At 46.8% G+C, this 14,902-nt stretch carries 13 protein-coding genes; 9 read left to right on the forward strand and 4 right to left on the reverse strand.

Going from position 1 to position 14,902, the window contains the following annotated elements:
• Nucleotides 1-12: 12 nt before the first annotated feature.
• From tcyA to KHQ79_RS18440, 7 genes are all read left to right on the forward strand, one after another.
• Nucleotides 13-819, forward strand: a complete 807-nt coding sequence (gene tcyA / locus KHQ79_RS18410; protein ID WP_225516461.1) for a cystine ABC transporter substrate-binding lipoprotein TcyA — start codon at nt 13-15, stop codon at nt 817-819.
• The gene (tcyB, locus tag KHQ79_RS18415; protein WP_003240153.1) at nt 806-1,510 is read left to right on the forward strand and encodes a cystine ABC transporter permease TcyB; all 705 of its coding nucleotides are present in this window, start codon (nt 806-808) and stop codon (nt 1,508-1,510) included. Before tcyA ends, tcyB begins: the two co-directional genes overlap by 14 nt.
• Before the next feature lie 13 nt (nt 1,511-1,523).
• On the forward strand, nt 1,524-2,267 hold the full coding sequence (gene tcyC / locus KHQ79_RS18420; protein WP_003240152.1) for a cystine ABC transporter ATP-binding protein TcyC: 744 nt from the start codon (nt 1,524-1,526) through the stop codon (nt 2,265-2,267).
• A gap of 320 nt (nt 2,268-2,587) precedes the next feature.
• Nucleotides 2,588-3,235 carry a YczE/YyaS/YitT family protein gene (locus KHQ79_RS18425; RefSeq protein WP_003240151.1) on the forward strand — a complete coding sequence of 216 codons (648 nt, stop codon included), beginning with the start codon at nt 2,588-2,590 and terminating at the stop codon, nt 3,233-3,235.
• A 129-nt stretch (nt 3,236-3,364) separates the two neighbouring features.
• The gene (locus tag KHQ79_RS18430; protein WP_003240150.1) at nt 3,365-4,363 is read left to right on the forward strand and encodes a permease; all 999 of its coding nucleotides are present in this window, start codon (nt 3,365-3,367) and stop codon (nt 4,361-4,363) included.
• 3 nt (nt 4,364-4,366) lie between these two features.
• A complete protein-coding gene (locus KHQ79_RS18435; RefSeq protein ID WP_225516463.1) occupies nt 4,367-5,233 on the forward strand; it encodes a TIGR03943 family putative permease subunit in 867 nt (288 codons plus the stop codon).
• A 53-nt stretch (nt 5,234-5,286) separates the two neighbouring features.
• On the forward strand, nt 5,287-5,961 hold the full coding sequence (locus KHQ79_RS18440; protein ID WP_133488510.1) for a 4'-phosphopantetheinyl transferase: 675 nt from the start codon (nt 5,287-5,289) through the stop codon (nt 5,959-5,961).
• On the opposite strand, the gene KHQ79_RS18445 is transcribed toward KHQ79_RS18440, so the two are convergent.
• Complete coding sequence (locus KHQ79_RS18445; protein WP_225516465.1) at nt 5,956-7,290, reverse strand: aminotransferase-like domain-containing protein; 1,335 nt, start codon at nt 7,288-7,290, stop codon at nt 5,956-5,958. The genes KHQ79_RS18440 and KHQ79_RS18445 overlap by 6 nt on opposite strands.
• Nucleotides 7,291-7,414: 124 nt before the next feature.
• Here KHQ79_RS18445 and KHQ79_RS18450 point away from each other — a divergent pair, with 124 nt between their 5' ends.
• Together KHQ79_RS18450 and KHQ79_RS18455 are read left to right on the forward strand one after the other, a co-directional pair.
• Complete coding sequence (locus KHQ79_RS18450) at nt 7,415-8,359, forward strand: DMT family transporter (RefSeq protein WP_225516467.1); 945 nt, start codon at nt 7,415-7,417, stop codon at nt 8,357-8,359.
• A 49-nt stretch (nt 8,360-8,408) separates the two neighbouring features.
• Nucleotides 8,409-8,948, forward strand: coding sequence for a YcxB family protein (locus tag KHQ79_RS18455; RefSeq protein WP_041904700.1), 540 nt, complete (start codon nt 8,409-8,411; stop codon nt 8,946-8,948).
• Nucleotides 8,949-8,974: 26 nt separating this feature from the next.
• On the opposite strand, the gene KHQ79_RS18460 is transcribed toward KHQ79_RS18455, so the two are convergent.
• The 3 genes from KHQ79_RS18460 to srfAC all read right to left on the reverse strand — a co-directional run bounded on the left by KHQ79_RS18460 (nt 8,975) and on the right by srfAC (nt 14,882).
• Nucleotides 8,975-10,201, reverse strand: coding sequence for an MFS transporter (locus tag KHQ79_RS18460; protein WP_225516468.1), 1,227 nt, complete (start codon nt 10,199-10,201; stop codon nt 8,975-8,977).
• Nucleotides 10,202-10,298: 97 nt separating this feature from the next.
• On the reverse strand, nt 10,299-11,027 hold the full coding sequence (gene srfAD / locus KHQ79_RS18465) for a surfactin biosynthesis thioesterase SrfAD (protein WP_003240143.1): 729 nt from the start codon (nt 11,025-11,027) through the stop codon (nt 10,299-10,301).
• 27 nt (nt 11,028-11,054) lie between these two features.
• Nucleotides 11,055-14,882, reverse strand: a complete 3,828-nt coding sequence (gene srfAC / locus KHQ79_RS18470; RefSeq protein ID WP_225516470.1) for a surfactin non-ribosomal peptide synthetase SrfAC — start codon at nt 14,880-14,882, stop codon at nt 11,055-11,057.
• Between the last annotated feature and the right edge of the window lie 20 nt (nt 14,883-14,902).

A 14,902-nucleotide genomic window follows, 5' to 3' on the forward strand; every position in this document is an offset into this window, starting at 1 on the left:
GTGGGGAATAAGATGAAAAAAGCATTATTGGCTTTATTCATGGTCGTAAGCATTGCAGTTCTCGCAGCTTGCGGAGCAGGAAATGACAATCAGTCAAAAGATACCGCCAAAGACGGCGATCTTTGGGCTTCAATTAAGAAAAAAGGTGTCCTGACAGTCGGTACGGAAGGAACATATGAACCGTTCACTTACCACGACAAAGACACTGACAAGCTGACTGGCTATGATGTGGAAGTCATCACAGAAGTCGCAAAACGGCTAGGACTGAAAGCCGATTTTAAAGAAACTCAATGGGACAGCATGTTTGCCGGCCTGAATTCCAAACGGTTTGACGTCATTGCCAACCAAGTCGGAAAAACAGATCGTGAAGACAAATATGATTTCTCAGATAAATACACAACATCAAGAGCCGTTGTCGTTACGAAAAAAGACAACAACGATATTAAGTCAGAAGCAGATGTAAAAGGAAAAACATCAGCTCAATCACTGACAAGCAACTACAACAAATTAGCTACAGATGCGGGCGCGAAAGTTGAAGGCGTTGAAGGCTTGGCACAATCCCTTCAATTGATCCAGCAAGGCCGCGTCGATATGACATACAACGATAAACTTGCCGTATTGAACTACTTAAAAACATCAGGCAACAAAAACGTGAAAATCGCGTTTGAAACAGGCGATCCGCAATCAACATATTTCACGTTCCGCAAAGGAAGCGGCGAGGTTGTTGATCAAGTCAACAAAGCATTAAAAGAAATGAAAGAGGACGGGACTCTTTCTAAAATTTCTAAAAAATGGTTCGGCGAAGATGTTTCTAAATAATCTGCCGGCATTGACGCTTGGCACGGCGATCCCGTGGGATCTGGTGCAGCAGTCATTCTGGCCGATACTTTCAGGGGGAATCTACTATACGATTCCCCTTACCATTCTTTCCTTTATATTTGGAATGATCATCGCGCTGCTTACAGCGCTCGCCAGAATGTCGAAAGTGAGACCTTTGAGATGGGTGTTCAGCGTATACGTATCCGCGATACGGGGCACTCCTCTTCTCGTTCAATTGTTCATCATTTTCTATCTGTTCCCGGCCTTTAACGTCACATTAGATCCATTTCCAAGCGCAGTTATCGCCTTTTCATTAAACGTCGGCGCCTATGCATCTGAAATCATTCGGGCATCTATTTTATCCGTGCCGAAAGGGCAATGGGAAGCCGGCTATACAATCGGCATGACGCATCAGAAAACGCTGTTCCGCGTGATTTTGCCGCAGGCGTTTCGTGTGTCGATCCCGCCATTATCCAATACCTTTATCAGCCTGATCAAAGATACATCCCTCGCCTCTCAGATTTTGGTCGCTGAGCTGTTCAGAAAAGCTCAGGAAATCGGCGCGCGGAATCTTGATCAGATTTTAGTGATCTATATTGAAGCAGCCTTTATTTATTGGATTATCTGCTTCCTGCTTTCACTCGTCCAGCATGTCATCGAACGGCGTCTTGACCGCTACGTGGCCAAATAAGGAGGTTCCGAGTATGCTTACCGTTAAAGGATTAAACAAATCATTCGGTGAAAATGAAATTTTAAAAAAGATAGATATGAAGATTGAAAAAGGGAAAGTCATCGCCATACTTGGGCCTTCAGGTTCAGGGAAAACGACGCTGCTCCGATGCCTGAACGCGCTGGAGATTCCGAATCGCGGGGAGCTTGCATTTGATGATTTCTCCATCGATTTCTCCAAAAAGGTGAAGCAGGCGGATATCCTAAAGCTTCGCCGGAAATCCGGCATGGTGTTTCAGGCGTATCACCTGTTCCCGCACCGCACAGCGCTTGAAAATGTGATGGAAGGCCCTGTTCAGGTGCAAAAACGGAACAAAGAGGAAGTCAGAAAAGAAGCCATTCAGCTTCTTGATAAGGTCGGATTGAAGGACAAAATGGATTTATATCCGTTCCAGCTTTCCGGCGGACAGCAGCAGCGCGTCGGCATCGCCCGTGCATTGGCGATTCAGCCTGAGCTCATGCTGTTTGACGAACCGACCTCAGCGCTTGATCCCGAGCTTGTCGGAGATGTGCTGAAGGTTATCAAGGATTTGGCCAACGAAGGCTGGACCATGGTCGTCGTGACCCACGAAATCAAATTCGCCCAGGATGTGGCGGACGAAGTCGTCTTCATCGACGGCGGCGTCATCGTGGAACAGGGACCGCCGGAGCAAATTTTCTCCGCACCAAAAGAAGAACGGACACAGCGGTTCTTAAACCGGATTTTGAACCCGTTGTAAAAAGAAAAACAGGGCGTCAGCGCCCTGTTTCAGATTGTTGACAAAATCCTAAAACGATTTTCGTTTTAGGATTTTGTCATTTTCAGCGTGATTGAAAACCTTTGAAGTCTAGGAAGGGCGAGCATTGGAGCACAGCGAATGTTAAATTCGTGAGCACCGAAGCGCAGGCCTGACAACGAATGCAAGGGTTTGCCAACACGCTGAAACAGGGCGCCTGCGGCGGCCCTGTTTTTTTGTTGAGCCCCTTTCGCCTATTCCGCCCTTTTGTCAGATGTGCTACAATGACAATCGACTGATTTTTACGAAAGAAGGGACCTCACGTGAAGCAAGAACTTGTTCTGCGCTGGACATTTTATTTTGCCGGTTTGATCATTTTGGCTTTTGGTGTATCCCTGACGATAGAAGGAAAAGCACTCGGCATTAGTCCGTGGGATGCATTTCATTACAGCCTGTTTCAGCACTTCGGGCTTACCGTCGGCCAGTGGTCCATCATTATTGGAGCGCTCATCGTCGGATTAACATCATTGTTTACGAGGGCTTGGCCAAAAATTGGCGCAATCCTGAACATGGTGCTCATAGGTGTTTTCATAGATTTTTTCAATTTTCTTCTGCCTGCCCCCTCCACCTACACGGGATCCGTCATCGTCTTCTCGCTCGGTGTGCTGCTGATCGGCTACGGCGTCGGTGTTTATGTATCAGCAGGCCTTGGCGCGGGGCCGCGTGATTCGCTGATGATGCTGATATCAGAAAAAACCGGCTGGAATGTGCAATGGGTGCGGAACGGCATTGAAATAACGATTTTGTTTGCTGCATGGGGCATGGGCGGTCCGATCGGTTTAGGTACTATTTTGACTGCTATCCTCACCGGACTCATATTGCGCTTTTCATTGCCGCAGTCAATCCAGCTGCTGAATTATGCTGTGGCAAGGCGGACAGCCGCTGTGAAAGCAACTCCGCCACTTCACTAAGCTCTTATCAAAGAAAAACGGACCAGTTCAATGGCCCGTTTTTTTGTTTTCATTCATGTTCTGCAGGCTTGTCTCATAGATTGATACTATCTCATGAAAGAGAAATACTAGGGACGGAAGGTATCATGAATGGAAGCTCTCCAACAATTTGCAAGACGCTCCTTCAGCATATTGCTCTTTTTCTTTTTACTGTATTGTTTTATTCTGCTTGAACCTAATAAGCTTTCTTTTCATATTCCGGAGTCACTGCTAAATGTGAATACCATTTTCCTGAGTATTTTGCTTGAATCCATTCCATTTATCATGCTCGGCATCTTTTTTTCTTCTTGCATTGAAATTTTTGTCTCTGATGAATGGATGACCAAATGGATCGTCAAGAATCCGTATGGCGCCATAGGATCCGCTGTCGTCATCAGTATTCTTTCCCCTGTATGTGAGTGTGCTGTGATTCCGGTGGTGCGCCGACTCATTCAAAAAGGGCTTCCTCTGCATGTCGGCTCGGTGATCTTAGTCGGAGCCCCCATATTAAATCCGATTGTCATCCTCTCCACCTACTATGCCTTCAGCAAGCATTTGGAGCTTGTGTACGCGAGGATTGGACTCGCCATCGTCATCTGTATCATAACCGGGCTTATGACATATTGGATATTCGGAAACAAGAACATGCTAAAACCGCATAAAACAGATGCTTTACCGGAACACAGTCTCAAGCAGCAGAATGGAAAACGCTTGAAGCCTATCATCACCCATGCTGTTGAAGAATTTTTCGATATGGGCCGCTATTTGATAATGGGCGCATTTATCGCCAGCCTGTTTCAAACGTTTTTAAACCGCGGAGCTCTCGCTGAGCTGGGTACAAGTGACCTGTCTGGTTCCGCCGTCATGATGGGACTGGCATTTGTCTTGTCACTTTGCTCACATGCGGATGCATTTGTAGCATCTACGTTTTCGGGCACCTATTCTCACGCTTCCCTTCTCTCCTTCATGCTGTACGGCCCGATGTTAGATTTAAAAAATACGTTTGTGTATGCTTCATTTTTCAAAAAGCGCTTTGTGTTTGTATTTTCTATTATCATTTCGGCTTCAGTTCTTGCAATCGCTTGGCTATATGGTTTGATTACCGCATAAAGGATGAGTGAGTTGAAAGAAAATAAAACGTATTCTTTTGATGCTGTTGTACGGGGGCTTCTATTAATCGGCTTTGCATTGATGGCATTAAAACTTTATTTGACAGGGCACATTTTGCATTTCATTTCTCCACGTATGCTTTTGTTTACGAAGTTCTTTATTGTGGCTGCTTTTGCGCTTGGCATACTGTCATTTATATGGAGAAAACAAGACAGTCCGCACGGCTGCTGCGCATGTGCAAGCAGTCAAACATCTTCTGCATCTCACCCATGGCTGTACAGCTTTTTTCTGATTCCTATCGTTTCCGGTTTCCTTTTCCCTAACCACGTGCTGACAAAAGAAGTGGCACAGAACAGAATCTTCTCAGCAAACAGCACCAAGAGCCCAGAAGAGAAGAAATCTGATACTCAAACGCAATCCTCTGATGAAGCAGGAGCGGCTGCGGTACTGCCAAGCGGTTATGAAAAAGACCTGGCCCGAGAGCTGGAGCGAAAGAATGTCATTCCGATTTCAGACAAGTATTATGTTCCAATCATCAATCTCCTGCTGGAGAATGCAGGAGATTATGCAGAAAAAGAGATCGACATGAAAGGATTTGTCTATTTTGATGAACAGCTGGATCACTATATCGTTGGACGTTTTGGCATATCCTGCTGTATTGCAGATGCTACGGTTTACGGACTACCGGCCGCATTTACAGAAAAAACGGGTGTAAAGGAAGGCGAATGGGTTCACATTACGGGAAGGCTTGCTGTATTCCAGAAGAATGGTGAACAGCTTCCAATCGTATCTGTCACCCACACGAAAAAAATCAATACGCCAAAAAGCCCCTATGTATATGAGATCATCGAGGATCTTACTCCGAAGTAAAACAAAATATGATAGGATGGTTTTGACAATCTTTTGCAGACGGAGGATCTAGAATGAAGATTTACGGAATTTATATGGACCGCCCGCTTTCACAGGAAGAGACTGAACGGTTCATGTCTTTCATATCGCCTGAAAAACGAGAGAAATGCCGGAGATTTTACCATAAAGAAGATGCTCACCGCACCCTGCTGGGAGATGTACTCGTTCGCTCAGTCATCAGCGGGCAGTATCAGCTGGACAAAGCTGATATCCGCTTCAGCACGCAGGAATACGGGAAGCCCTGCATCCCTGATCTTCCTGACGCCCATTTCAACATTTCGCACTCCGGCCGCTGGGTCATTTGCGCGTTTGATTCACAGCCGATCGGCATCGATATTGAAAAAACGAAACCGATCAGCCTTGAGATCGCCAAACGTTTCTTTTCAAAAACAGAGTACAGCGATCTTTTAGCCAAAAACAAAGACGAGCAGACAGACTATTTTTATCATCTATGGTCAATGAAAGAAAGCTTTATCAAACAGGAAGGCAAAGGCTTATCGCTTCCGCTTGACTCCTTTTCAGTGCGCCTGCATCAGGACGGACAAGTATCTATTGAGCTTCCTGACAGCCATACACCATGCTATATCAAAACCTATGAGGTGGACCCCGGCTACAAAATGGCCGTATGCGCCGCGCACCCTGATTTCCCCGAGGATATCACAATGGTTTCGTACGAAGCGCTTTTATAAGTGGCTCAGCAGCAGCTTGACGCCGTGTTCAATATCTTCCGTTTTCACATTGGAAATATTGATTTTTAATAGATTTTCTTTCGGATAATCTGATAAATAATGACGGTCTATCGCCTCAAGGAGAACCCCTTTTTTTTTCAGCCTTTGAATCACCCTTGAGGCCGGCAGATCCTGAGGAAGCACCAGATGGGTGTGCATGCAGGGTGCCTGCCCGCTGGAAAACGTGAAGCGGCCGCGCCCCAGCTGCCTATGTGTTTGGATGGCTTGATGAAGCCTTAGTGACCGTTCCTTATAGGAAGCACGGATCTTCTCCTTATGCCTGCCGTACATGCCGCTTTTCAGATAAATTTCCAACGCCGCTTGAGAAATCATCGAGCAGTCGATGTCGTTCAGCTTTTTGTACGTGTGAAACGTGTCAATCAGCGCATCCGGCAAAACAGCAGCCCCCACGCGAAGGCCAGGGAACATCATTTTCGAGAAGCTTTTCAGATAGATGACATGCGAGGACAGATCATATGCGTACAGCGGATCTGCCTTTTTATTTTCCTCCAGATCACCGAGATAATCATCCTCAACGAGATAGACATCATACGTTTCTGCCAGTCTCACAAGCTCTTGTTTATTACGCTCTGATAAAGAACAGCCTAGCGGGTTATGGAAGCGCGGCATCGTATAAAAAAATTTGATTGATTCTGTCTGAAACAGCCGCTCAATCTCGGCTATATCAAGCCCCTCCTCCGTTCTTTTCACTCCAATGGCGGGTATCCCAAGCGTTTCAAGCTGTTCAATCATCAAATGATAGCCCGGCTGTTCAATCGCAATCTTCTCTTTCCCATTTGGAAACGGCATGGCACAAAGCAGGGATAACGCCTGCTGGACACCTGATGTAATGAAAATATGCCGTTCATCCGCAAATACCTGCTGATTGGCGAGCAGCTTTCGGAGTACACGGATGAGTGATGGAAGCCCCTTTGGCGTCCCATAAATAAACAAATCGTTTTTGTATGTATCAATCGCTTTGTTGATGCAGTGCTGAAAATCAAGATACGGAAATACATCGGGATCCGGCGCAGATGTGGCAAAGTCAATGGGGCCTTGCTGTCCGCTTTTTGCTTTTCCCGTCTTTTTCACAATATAATAGCCGCTTTTCGGAACGGAGTAGATAAGGTGACGCTTTTCCAGCTCCTGCAGCGCGCGGATCACTGTGCTTTTGCTGACTTGATAACGGACGGACAGCTGACGGATGGACGGAAGCCTGTCACCTTCTTGATAGGCGCTGCTTTGCATCATCTCCTCTATTCTCGTCAATAGGCTCATATACTTCTCCATGCTTTCTCCCCCTGTTTTGTACCGGTACAGTTCATTGTTTTTCTCATTGTACCGCTCTGGTCACAGCCATACAATAAAATAAAGCGACCGGCGCTGCAATTCAGGTAAAGGAGCACCACCCATTATGTTAAAAAAACAGCAAGCCTCCGCTTATATGGCGGCTATCTTATATTCGTTCATTATCGGTTTATCCTTTCTATTCGTAAAAATCGCACTGCAAACAGCCGAACCGTTTGATATTCTGGCGTATCGGTTCACCATTGCGTTTGCTGCGGCCACTGTACCCGTCTTATTCGGCTGGGTAAAGCTATCAATCCGTGTAAAGGACGTCATTGCCATTTTGCCGCTCGCCCTGCTGTATCCGGCGTTGTTTTTCAGCTTTCAGGCATTCGGCCTTGTATACTCGTCCTCTTCTGAAGCGGGAATTATTCAGGCAGCCATTCCGATTTTCACGATGGTCTTCGCCTCTTATGTTTTAAAGGAACGCTCGACGTGGACGCAGAAGGGTTTCACGGTTTTATCCGTTGCCGGCGTCATGTTTATTTTTGTGATGAAGGGCGTTGACGTGGAATCTGCCAGCTTAAAAGGATCTTTGCTGATCCTGCTGTCCGCCTTGTCCTCCGCGATGTACAATACCGCTGCCAGAAAAATGACACAGCGGTTCAAGCTGACCGAGCTCACCTACATCATGTCAGCGATCGGCTTTGTCGCCTTCAACGCCATCGCCCTTGTGCGCCACGGCACGGCTGGAACTGCCGGCACTTATTTTCAGCCATTCCGGGAACCCGGCTTTGTTCTCGCCATTGTGTATTTGGGTGTGCTGTCTTCACTCGTCACTTCATTTCTGTCCAACTATACGCTGTCTCGGATTGAGGCGTTTAAAATGAGCGCTTTTAATCATGTCTCCACCATCGTGACGATGATTGCAGGAGTCGTGATTCTAAACGAAAGCCTGGCCTGGTATCATCTTGCCGGTGCCGTTTGTATTATTATTGGCGTGCTGGGGAGCAATATTAATCTGCAGAAAAAGAAGAAACATCAAAAAGGAACCATTTCTATGAACAAATGAAAATTTATGTTAGGGTTGAAGGAAAATATATTTGAGGTGCATTGTAAGAATGATTCAACATAGCGTCTTCCTAGAGGGAGCCATTTCATTACGAGATATGAGATATTACTTTATATACCGGCAAAGAAAAGCGGCGGTGATTTGTTATATTTATATTTTTCTCCTATCTGCATTGGTGTATTCCGTATATGGATTTCCGTTTACCGTTTATAACAACGAAACATTAGAATTGATTTATAATGGTATTTTCATAGCAGTTGTATCTCTGATCTTCACACTGATCTTCACTGCCTTTTTATATCTGCGGCTGCGTACCGGCTATAAGAACAGTGAGCGGTTAAAACGCAAAAGGACATATACCATTAATCGGCAAGGCATTCAAATTCAATCCAAAAACTATGATACCTTGTTTGAATGGAATGAAATAAAGGGAGCGGCAGAATATAGACACTTATTCTCCATAAAAACCTCCAGTCACCAGCTGATTTTGATACCTCAACGTTTTTTCAAATTCGAAAATGAGCGGCACTCGTTCAGACAGCTTGTGAAAGAACATGTGCCCGCCAAAAAAGTAAAGTTGCAATCTTAAAAAGAGGGGTGTCCCCTCTTTTTTTATTAAATGTCAATTCTCTCTTTGTGTTGAAAATGAATGTTTTTGAATGGCACCAGCTCCAATAAAGCTGATAAACCGACAAGCACCACACAAACCACAACAATCAGCAGATAATTATGAGTCATGTCATAAAACAAACCGCCCGCATACACACTGAGAGCACCGGCGATCTGATGGATAAAGAAATTGATGCCTAACAGCGAGCCGATTAATCCTGTTTGATAGCTTTCTGAAATAGACGCCGCGGTCAGCGGGATCACGCCTGTGTAACTGAGTCCGAATAACAGGATAAAACCGAAGTACCAAAGTTCGCTGTGATGGATTCCGAGAATGGGAATGAGCAGGCAAATCAGACTGAGCAGCCGAATGAAAAATAAGATGGATAGCATCACGCTTCTGCTGCCGAGGAGATCTGACAGCCAGCCCGCCAATAATCCGCCAATGATGATAAACGCCCCGAACGCGGCCATCATTCCGTTGACATGAGAGACATGCGCATCCTTCAGCATCGGAACGAGATGAGCATCAATGATCCCCATTGTAAATCCGCATGTAAACACGCCAAAGTACAGGATATGAATGAGGCGGGACTGCTTTATCACGTTCCAAAATCCCCGCCAGTCATAAGACTTTTTTACAGACTGCGCTTGCGCTTGCGGCGGGTGCTTCATCCCGAAGACGAGGAGCGGCAGCAGAACAGCCGCCATAACGATGCCCAATATCGTATAGGTGTTTTGCCAGCCGGCATGATACGGAGCCGCGGCCCAAATGGGCGAGAGCAGCAGCAGGCCCGCTGAGTTGGCATTGGTCAAAATAGCGAGCGCCAGGCCTTTGTGCGTGTCGAACCAGCGGCTAATGAAATACTGGGTCGTCACGCCGACCGCACAGGAATAGCCGATTCCGCCGAGCACGCCGTAAATGGCAGAAAACACATGAACATTCGGTGAATACGGAAGCACCAAATAGCTTGCGCTGATACAAACAGCTCCAAGCGCCATAATCTTTCTGACGCTGAACCGGTCAATAAAAAAACCGACAAAAAACTGAACGATACCCGTTGTAATCATAAAAATGCTGACAGAAACCGAGATCAGCGACCTGTCGGCATGGAAGGTATCCGCCATTGGCAGCATAAAAAATTGAAAGGAATTTCTGAATGAGTTCAATCCGATGGCAAAAACAAACGTAAACAGCAATACAAACCATTTCATCATAGGAGACGCGCGCATGTTTCGACCTGCCTTTGTTTGAGTATTGCGACTATTATATCATGTAAAAATTGCCACTCAACAAAAAAGCGGAACAGCAGGCGCTGTCCGCTTTTGATCACGATTGAATGATTGGATGCTGATTCAATATCGCAAAAATCCGTTCTGCCACTTCTTCCGTATGTGACAGCAAAAACATGTGTCCGCCGGCAAATTCATGGAATGTGATGTCTTTCGCCCACTTCTTCCAGCCTTCCGCATCCCGAATGCATTTTTCATCATCAAGCCCGTTAAAGACATGAACAGGCGATTGGATCGGGGTCACATCGTGAAGCTCAAATTGTTCAAGAGCCCGGTAATCTGATCTGAAGGAAGGCAGGAAAAAGGACATGACCTCCTTATTTTCAACGAGCTCCGCGGGCATTCCGCCTAATTGAATAATATGATCGAGAAACTGATCATCAGGCAGATGAGACACTTTCTTCCGCTGAATATGCGGCGGCTGTATCGCAGAAATGATAACTGCCTGCGGAATGATACCTTCACGCTCCAGCTTTTGCGCCAGCCTGAAGGTGATCATTCCGCCCATACTGTGTCCGAACAGCACAAACGGCCGATCAGGACGAAGGTTCAATTCTTGCTTGTACAAATCGGTCAGCTCTTCGAGATCCTCAATGGCTGACGTTTGATTCGTGCCGTGTCCCGGCGGCTCGGCAGCGAGCATCTCACACTCCCCCTGCAAAAAAGCATGGAGAGGGCGAAACGACGCTGAGTATCCGCCCGCAAACGGAAAACAGATGAGCTGCGTTTTTTCCGACGCATCAAATGATTTGAAGAGTTGGCTCATGGCCGTCTCCTCCTTTCATCACTTCATTTAAGAAACCGTTACGATTTGTGTATTAAGAAATTCGAGCAAAATCCCAGCATTCCTATCTAGCGTTTCGCCCTGCAGCATTTCAGCGTGTGTTCCGAAGCCTCTTTTCACACGGTAAGCACCTGTTGTTGCCTCTTCCCACGATGCAAGCCATTCCGGCATGTCAAAATCAACGCCAGAAGTCAGCAGATCAATATCCGCTTTCACCTGGCCTGTGCTGATCAGGTTGACGTAGTATGAATAGAAAGCGTGTGTTTTTTGCTTGAGGCCTTGTTTGACGGCTTCGCTGTTGAGCGCTTCATTGTCCCGGTTGACATTCATCAACGCTTCAACATCACTCTCAACCGTGCGTCCGTCCAGATCACTGACACCTTGTTTTTTATAGGAATCCACCATGATGATCCGCTGAACAATGCGTCCTTGTTCCTCAAGCTTTTTGGCAGCTTCAAACGCCAGGCTGCACCCCGCTGAATACCCGAACAGTGTCAAAGACCCTTCCGGCTGAAGCTTCTGAATCAAATCCGCATAGCAGTCAAGCCGGTTTTCCTCCTCAATGAAATCAAAGGCGCACAGCTTGTATGTCGGCAGGCGGCTGGCCAGGTTTTGGTACATGAGGCCATAGCCCAAGACCGGCGGGAATGCGAAAATGATCTGATCCTGATCGGGATTCATTATCGTTACATCCTGCAATCCATCTGAGCCCCCGTTTTTCAGATACGCTGAAATGCCGGCGATCGTCGGCGCTTCAAACAAAAGTTTTACCGGGAGATCAATCGCGAGCTCTTTCTTGATGCGGGAAGCGGCGGTCATTGCCTTTAAGGAGTGCCCGCCAAGCGCAAAGAAATCGTCATGAATGCCGACTTGCTGTCTGCCGAGAATCTCGGACCAGATTTGTGCGATCATTTCTTCCGTCTCGTCGCGGGGCCCGATCCATTCTTCCGCCAGCTGATCCTGATCCGGTTTTGGCAGCAGCCGTTTATTGACCTTCCCGTTTGTCGTTAAAGGAAGCTCGTCCATGAAAGTAAAGGTTTGCGGCACCATGTAAGCAGGAAGCTGTTTTTTCAGGTGTGTCTTTATGTCTGCAGCTGAAAGCTGCGTCCTGTTCACGAGGTAGGCGTTGATTGATGCATCGCCAGACTCATGGCGGTCTGCAACAACAACCGCATCTTTCACACCCGGATATTCCTGCAGCTGCTTTTCGATTTCTTCAAGCTCAATCCGGTGTCCGCGTATTTTGACCTGGTCGTCAATACGGCCGGCGTATTCAATTGTTCCATCCGGCAGCCAGCGTGCTAAATCCCCTGTACGGTAAAGCATTTTTCCCGGCTTGAACGGGTTCGTAATAAACTTTTGCTTCGTCAGGTCATGGCGGTTTACATACCCTTTTGACACACCCATTCCGCTGATGCACAGTTCACCGACCGCTCCGAATGGCTGGAGCTGGTTTTGCTCGTTGAGAATATAAACACTGGCATTACTAATCGGCTTTCCAATCGGCAATGAGGAGATGGAATCCGGAATATCATGTACGACGTGAGCTGTGGCAAACACCGTTCCCTCAGTCGGCCCGTAGCAGTTAATCAGCTTGCCCGGCCCCATGATTCGCAGCGCTTTTCTGACGTGAGGCACAGACGCGCGCTCTCCGCCGAATAACACGCAGCGAAGCCCCTTCATCCAATCCTCTCCCGCATCTGTGAGAAGATTAAATAGTGCAGTTGTCGCAAACATGACATTGACATTCTCTTGATGAATCAGATCGGTTAGACGTTCTGTATCAAGCAGCGTATGTTCATCTGCGATAATGAGCCGTGCCGCATTCAGTATTGAAGCGTAGAAATCAAAGGTAAATGCGTCAAAGGCGTAATTCGAAACAGATAAGAACGTATCTTTTTCGCAAAATGCCATGTAGTCTACATGCTTGACCAATCCTTGAATATTGGCATGAGTGGTGATATTGCCTTTCGGCTTTCCGGTTGTACCGGACGTGTACATGATATATGCCGGATCGTCGGGTTCAATCGCGACTGCAGGATCGCTTGCCTGTTCTGCAAACCGTGTTTGATCATCGATGAAGAGCGTTGTTCCTGTATACGGCAGCTGAGCCGCTTTTTCTTTCATCTCCTGATGTGTCAGCAGACAGGCTGCGGCGCTGTCAGTCAGCATATACGAGATTCGTTCCTCCGGCAGCTTCGGATCAATCGGCAGATAGGCCGCTCCCGCTTTTAATACACCGAGAATGCCGATCACCAGTTCAAGCGAACGCTTCGTGTACAAAGCTACAACGGAGCCTTTGCCCGCGCCATGCTTTTGCAAACGGCGTGCAAGGCGGTTCGCTTCCTCATCTAATTCGCGATAGGAAAGAGTCTGTCCGGAATACTTGAGCGCCGGTGCATCAGGATTAACGTTCACCGCTTCCTTGAACCATTCCGTCAGAGGCTTTGCCTCATGAGTTTGAGCCGGCGGGTTTAAGCCGGTAAGCAAAAACTCTCTCTCCTTGTCGTCAACGAGGTTGATTGTGTTTACAGGGTGATCCGGCTTCTCAATGAGCTGCTGAATCGCTGTGAGAAGCTGAGATTTCAAGCGCAGGATAAACGCTTCATCAAACACATTCTCATTATAGGCAAGCTTAATCAGCATCTCATCCCCTGGGGAAGCCATTAGATTGAGATCATAATTCGACTTCTCAAAAACATGTACATCCTCCATATCAAAGCCGTTTTCACTGTTTTCTTCATTTTTTGCATCCTGAAGCGGATAATTCTCAAAGACAATGATGTGGTCAATCAGTTTCGGCTGATCGGCTTGGCTTTGGATGTCATAGAGCGGCACATATTGATGCGGCTCAGACTGAAGCGATTGCTCCTGCAGCTGCTTGAGCAAACCGTTAAATGTGATATCCTCAGACAGTTTCACCCGTCTTGGGACAACGTTGATAAACAGCCCGACCATATGTTCAACGTTTTTGATTTCCGCAGGACGCCCGGAAACGACTGTCCCGAAGGTCAAATCGCCAGACTGCTGATAGCGGCTGATCAATACGCTCCAGACTGCCTGGAGCGCCGTACTCAAAGTGGTATGCTGCGATTTTGCAAGCTCGGTAAAGGCCTTTGTTTCCGCCTTCGGCAGTGAGAAGAGCAGCTCTTTCGGCTCGTATTGGCCCTTCTGTTTCTTTCTTTGCTCCGCAAACGTCGTCTGTCCTTCAAAATCCTCTAAGTACTCGCGCCAATAACGCAGTGATGCTTGTTTATCCTGCTTTTCAAGCCACTTGATGTAGTCTTTATACGGTTTGACAGGGGGCAGACTGTACGGCTTTTGTTCGCGCAGGGCATTGTATACTTTAAACAGATCCTGCACGACGATGCCAAAGCACCATCCGTCCAAAATAATGTGGTGGTAGCTCCACACCCATTCAAAGCTTTCATCAGCTTTTTTGAAAATGACTGCCCGCATTGGGATATCCCGCGTCAAATCAAATCCCTTGATCTTATCTTGTTCTTTGTATTCATTGATTTTGGCTGTTTGCTCGCTGCCCGTTAAGTGTGTCAGATCGATTTCTTCTATATGAAACTGCCTTTTTTTCAATACGACTTGGACAGGTCTTTTTACTTTTTCGTGAATGAACACGGTACGAAATACATCGTACCGGTCCATGATCACATTCATGCTTTCTTCAAGGCATTTGATATTCAAGCTGCCTTTTACTTTCATCGTGATTTGTTCAAGGTAAAAGCTCTGGCCGGGATTCAGGATGGTATGAAACATCATCCCTTCCTGCATCGGCGATAGGTAATACATATCTTGAACCTGATCCTTGCTAAATTGACTCATATGCTTCGCTCCCGCCTTCT

It is taken from the genome of Bacillus sp. TSO22, from assembly GCF_020223595.1.
Lineage (GTDB): Bacteria > Bacillota > Bacilli > Bacillales > Bacillaceae > Bacillus > Bacillus inaquosorum.